This window comes from Hyphomonas sp. (assembly GCF_040882205.1).
Classification (GTDB): domain Bacteria; phylum Pseudomonadota; class Alphaproteobacteria; order Caulobacterales; family Hyphomonadaceae; genus Hyphomonas.
In genome coordinates this window covers 1-5,114 of sequence record NZ_JBBEBT010000134.1, presented here as the reverse complement: position 1 = coordinate 5,114, position 5,114 = coordinate 1, and the positions used below count along the sequence as shown (strand labels likewise).

The 5,114-nt window shown below is 65.0% G+C and carries 6 protein-coding genes; 2 read left to right on the top strand and 4 right to left on the bottom strand.

Features of this window, described 5'->3' with window-relative positions; genetic code table 11:
• The 3 genes from WEA77_RS05390 to WEA77_RS05380 all read right to left on the bottom strand — a co-directional run.
• On the bottom strand, positions 1 to 415 hold a 415-nt coding region (locus tag WEA77_RS05390; RefSeq protein ID WP_368066844.1), incomplete at its 3' end, for a VOC family protein.
• On the bottom strand, positions 412 to 870 hold the full coding sequence (locus WEA77_RS05385; protein WP_368066843.1) for a hypothetical protein: 459 nt from the start codon (positions 868 to 870) through the stop codon (positions 412 to 414). The genes WEA77_RS05385 and WEA77_RS05390, both read right to left, overlap by 4 nt.
• Before the next feature lie 43 nt (positions 871 to 913).
• Positions 914 to 1,798: a methylated-DNA--[protein]-cysteine S-methyltransferase gene (locus WEA77_RS05380; protein WP_368066842.1), complete on the bottom strand. Its 885-nt coding sequence runs from the start codon at positions 1,796 to 1,798 to the stop codon at positions 914 to 916.
• A 141-nt stretch (positions 1,799 to 1,939) separates the two neighbouring features.
• Between WEA77_RS05380 and WEA77_RS05375 the strand changes: the two genes are divergently transcribed.
• Positions 1,940 to 2,887 (top strand): glutathione S-transferase family protein, encoded by a 948-nt coding sequence (locus tag WEA77_RS05375; protein ID WP_368066841.1) that lies wholly within the window; start codon positions 1,940 to 1,942, stop codon positions 2,885 to 2,887.
• Between the two features lie 58 nt (positions 2,888 to 2,945).
• Complete coding sequence (locus tag WEA77_RS05370) at positions 2,946 to 3,917, top strand: cyclase family protein (protein WP_368066840.1); 972 nt, start codon at positions 2,946 to 2,948, stop codon at positions 3,915 to 3,917.
• Positions 3,918 to 3,960: 43 nt separating this feature from the next.
• Here WEA77_RS05370 and WEA77_RS05365 read toward each other — a convergent pair whose 3' ends face one another.
• Positions 3,961 to 4,851, bottom strand: coding sequence for an alpha/beta fold hydrolase (locus WEA77_RS05365; RefSeq protein ID WP_368066839.1), 891 nt, complete (start codon positions 4,849 to 4,851; stop codon positions 3,961 to 3,963).
• Positions 4,852 to 5,114: the final 263 nt, after the last annotated feature.

Genomic DNA, 5,114 nt, shown 5'->3' with positions numbered 1-5,114 from the left:
CCTTTTGCAGCAGTTCAACGGAGATGCCGTCCGGCGAGCGGATGAAGGTCATGCGGCCATCCCGCGGCGGGCGGGAGATGGTGACACCGAGGTCGGCAAAGCGCTGCGTGGCGGCGTAGATGTCGTCGACCTGATAGGCGAGGTGGCCGAAATTGCGCCCGCCGGAATAGTCCTTCTCGTCCCAGTTCCAGGTCAGCTCGATCATCGGGATGTTCAGTGAGGTCGGCGACGCGCCGGGCGGCACGCCGCCATTACGTTCGATATCCGCAGGGGCGGCGAGGAACACCAGCGTGAAGCGGCCCGCCTCATTGTCGTAGCGCGTCACTTCGGCAAGGCCGAGGCCGTCGCAGAAGAAGCGCTTGGCCGCCTCGACATCGCCGACGCGCACCATCGCGTGCAGGAATTCTACGCTCATGATTGGGTCTCCCGAAGGATGCGCATCACCTGTTTCAGGCTGGGCGGGGTGAGGGTGTGATAGCGGTGCATGGCCAGCGTCAGGAGGCCGACGGTAAGGCCGAGGAAGGCCAGAAAAAAGCTGAACGTGTGGATCAGTGTGCCCACCTCGAACACCGGCTGTTCCCCGGTCAGGCGCCAGAGGGCGATCCACACGGTATTGAACGCCGCCGACAGCGGCGCCAGCAGCACGGTGATGAACGCGGCGCAGGCATAGACATAAGTGCCCCGGCGGGGCCCTTCAGCGCGCAGGTAGAGGTCCGTGAACTCTTCCTCCTTCACAGCTTCCGGCAACTCCCCGGAGGCCTTGCGCACCTTCAGCAGTTCGGGCGCGAAGGCCTTCGCCTGTTTCCAGCGATAAGCGAGGTGCAGTCCCCAGGCGGCCACAGCGACGACGAGGGTAAGATAGACATACATGGCAGGCCGCTTTGTTCCGGGTTCGGCGCCCGGGGGCGGAAAATCAGGCCCGGTGCGCGCGTTCGTAGACGAGCATGGCGCGTTTCCGCGCGATGCCCCAGTGATAGTTATGCAGCCGGCCATCGGCTGCAAGGGCCCGGTGGCAGGGGATGAACCAGCTGACCGGGTTCCCCCCGACCGCCGCGCCAACGGCCCGGGCCGCCTTCGGCGCCGCAATCCGGCCCGCCAGCGCGCCATAGGTGCGCGTCTCACCGGCCGGAATCTCCAGGAGCGCCCGCCAGACCTGCCGCCGGAAGGGCGTGCCATAAAGGCAGACGGGCAGGGGCTCGCCCGCTTCAAATACGCGTGAGGCAAAGCGTTCCGCCTCGCCGTCATCGTGACGGATCGATGCGCCGGGATAGCGCGCGGCGAGGTCCGCGAACGCGTCCGCTTCGCCGCGTCCCTGATGCGCGAAGCCGGTGCGGGCGGGAGCGCCCTCGTCGATGAAACCCAGCGCCACCAGCCCGCGCGGGCCGATCAGCCAGGCGCCCAGCCCGAAGGGCGTCGGCGCGCGGCCTATCACAAGTTCGGCGCCCTTGCCGCCGGCCTTTGCCTCGCCGGGGGTCAGGCCTTCGTGCGCAATGAACAGGTCATGCAGACGTCCGGGACCGGACAGGCCGGTCTCCAGCGCCGCGTCCAGGACGCTCGCGCCGGCGCGCAGCATGTCGCCGGCCGCGCCATGGGCGAGGGCGCCCTGATATTGCTTGGGACTTATCCCGGCCCAGCGGGTGAACTCGCGCTGGAAATGGTGCGGCGAGAGGCCCACCGAGCAAGCGGCGGCTTCAAGGTCCGGCCAGTCCGGCCAGGTCTCGCCCAGCCATTCCAGGGCTTTCGCCATCCGGTCATAGGCGCGGGCGCGTTCGTCTAGAGGGGCTTGTTCATCAAACATGCGCCCAAAATGCGCCTGCCTGCCGCTGCGCGCCACCCGTTTCTTGCGCTGCACCACAAGAGGCAATTTTTGCCCCCTTTACCTGACCCCGCGATCACGCAAAGTGCAGCGCTCGCAAACCGGGGAGGCTCGCGAATCCATATGGCCGACGCACGCAGCATCATCCTGCACGAATATCCCTCGTCTCCGTTTTCGGAAAAAGTGCGCCTGGCGCTGAAGCTCAAGAATCTCGCCTATGCGCGCGTCGAGCAGCCGGTGATCATGCCGAAGCCGGATCTCATTGCGCTCACCGGCGGCTACCGGCGCATTCCCGTGTTGCAAATTGGCGCCGACGTTTACTGCGATTCCGCCATCATCCTGCGTGAGATTGAAGCGCGCTATCCATTGCATTCGCTGAAGCTGCCTGGCCATGAGGGTCTCGCGCAGATCGTCGCGGGCTGGGCGGACTCGCGCTGGTTCCAGTCCTCCGTCGCGGTGATCTTCGGCCATATGGGCGACAATGTGCCGGAAGCGTTCATCAAGGACCGGGAACTGCTTTCGGGGCGCCCGTTCAACATTCCGGCGATGAAAGCAGTTGCGCCGATGATGCGCGACCAGTGGCGCGCGCGCCTGATGCTGATCGAGGAACGCCTTGCCGGCGGCAAGGGCGCCGGCAGCGGCAATTACCTGATCGGGGCCAAGCCCGGACTTGTCGATGTCCATGCCTACATGAACGTCTGGTGGATGAAATCAGCGGTGCCCGAATTTGCCGATGCCTGCCTTGAGAATGCGCCGCTGACAGCGGCCTGGTATCGCCGCCTCGCAGAAGCTGAAGGCCAAACGCCGGAGACAATCACCGCGAAGGAAGCGGTTGCAATTGCGAAGGGCGCTGCGCCGCGTCTGGTAGCCGCCACCACACGCAACGAGCCGCAGGAATTCTCGCCGGGTGAGCAGGTTGCCGTCGCGCCGGACGATTACGGTCAGGACTGGGTTGAAGGCGAACTGGTACACGCCGATTCGCAGCGCATGATCCTGCGCCGCTTCACGCCGGAGGCTGAGACAGTCCATGTCCACTTCCCGCGCGCGGGATTTCTTGTGCGCCGCGCCTGACACTCTTGCCAAGGGCGCGCGCCCGGTTACGCTCTGCCCAAACATTGAGGGAGGAGACATGATGAAACGCATTCTGATCGCCGGCACGGCGTTGCTCGCCGCATGCGGCCACCTGTCGAGCGCCGAGGCGCCCGCTGCCGCGGCCAAGACCGAGACGAAATCCGAAGGCTGGTATCCGTCCCGCTACGGCGTCGACGACCGGCTCGGCGCGATGAACAATCTGTCCCCGCAGAAAACCGCCGAGGCAGCGAAGTTAATCACCACTGGCAAGACATACGCGCTCGGTCAGGTGACGGGCAAAAAAACTCCCGCCTATGGCCCGCGCACGTTCAATATGACGGTTCTTCAGTTGTCGGACGGTTCGGGCACGCCCCTCGGCGAGAACAGGGCGGTGGGTAATGATGATCTCGTCAACACCTATGTCGGCATTGGCAGCCAGCTCGACGGCCTCGGTCATATGGGCATCGACCACCGTTACTATAACGGTGTTCCCGTCGCTGACTTCGTCACCACGGGCGGCCTCACCCAGTTTGGCACGCACACATTGCCGCCCGTTGCCACGCGCGGCCTACTGCTCGACATGACGAAAGCTTTCGGTGATCCGGTCGCTGCCGGCACCGCCTTCAACCGCGCCGAAATCGAAGCCGCCGCTACCGCCGCCGGCGTCACTATCGGTAAGGGCGACATCGTTCTCTTCCACACGGGCACGATGAAATCGCAGGAAGGCAGCACCGAACTCTCGCCCGTGGAGCCCGGCCTCGGCGTCGAAGGCGCACAATACCTCGCCGATCTCGGCGTCGTCGCCATCGGCGCCGATACATGGGCGCTAGAAGTGATCCCCTTCGAGACGGAAGCGCGCCCCTTCGACGTGCACCTGACGCTGCTCGCCAAGAACGGTGTCTACATTCTCGAGAATATGGTGACGACGGAACTCGCCGCCGACGGGGTCACGGAATTCTTCTTCACGCTTGGCGCGCCAAGGCTCGAAGGCGCCGTGCAGGCGATCATCAATCCGGTGGCGATCCGCTGATCCTTGCTCCCTCTCCTGCTTGCCCGAGTGGGGAGGGATATGCCTAAGCCCTCAGAAACGGCACGATATCCGCCACCAGCACGTCCGACATCTTGTCCGCAAGATCGTGGCCCCAGTTCGGGTATGACTTGAACACCGCGCCCGGAATACGCCGCGCGATATCCTGCCCCGCCGCCGGACGGATCAGCGGATCATCTGCGCCGTGCAGCACCAGTGTCGGCGCTTTCACCCTTGCGAGCCGTTCATGCCAGCGCGGCGTGCCGAGGATCGCGGTATACTGGCGCGCCATGCCGAACGGACGGTCAGACCGGTGGAAATCCTCGATCGCCCGTGCACGGATGATCCCGGCGCTGTTCCTCAGGTCCGGGTGCGAACCGATGGCATGCTGGGCTTGCACCGCGATATCTCCGATGGCCTCCGGCGTTCGCGAGGCTGGCACGGCGGTCAGCGCCGCCATCGCTTCCGGGGTCGCCGGTGGCAGCAGCGGGTCACCCGACGTCGTCATCACCGGAATGAGTTTCCTCACCTTGTGCGGATGCTCAAGCGCCATCAGCTGCCCGATCATCCCGCCCATCGACACGCCCAGTATATCCGCCTTCCCGATGCCAAGTGCGTCCAGCAGGCCGGCTGCGTCCGCTGCCATGGCATTGAGCGTGTACGGAACAAGCCTGCTCGCATCCTGCCCGGTCATCGCGGCGGTCAGCACGTCCATGGGAGAGGGCGGCACATACTGCGTGAACTCGGTCGACAGTCCCACGTCCCGGTTGTCGAACCAGATCACCCTGAAGCCCGCATCCGCCAGCCCGCGCTTCAGCCCCTCCGGCCAGCGCGTCATCTGCAACGCAAATCCCATCACCAAAAGGACTGCGGGGTCATTCGCGCTGCCCAGCGTGTCATACTCGATCTCGATCCCGTTTGCCTTCGCGCGCGCCATTGTGTTCTCCCGGTAGCTGAGCGCACCCTAGAGCGGATCGCGGCTGGTGGGAAAACGAAAAACGCCGCCCCCTTTCGGAGGCGGCGCTGGTTTCAGATCCGATATGTCCGGATCAGAATTCGAGGGTGGCTTTCGCGTAGACGAAGCGGCCGGAATAGCCGAACGGCGAGTAGGTCGAGAACGGCGTGTTGCCGGTCGAGTTGAGACCCAGAGGGGCCGCGTCCGGATACTCGTCCAGCACGTTGTCCGCGCCGACCGCCAGG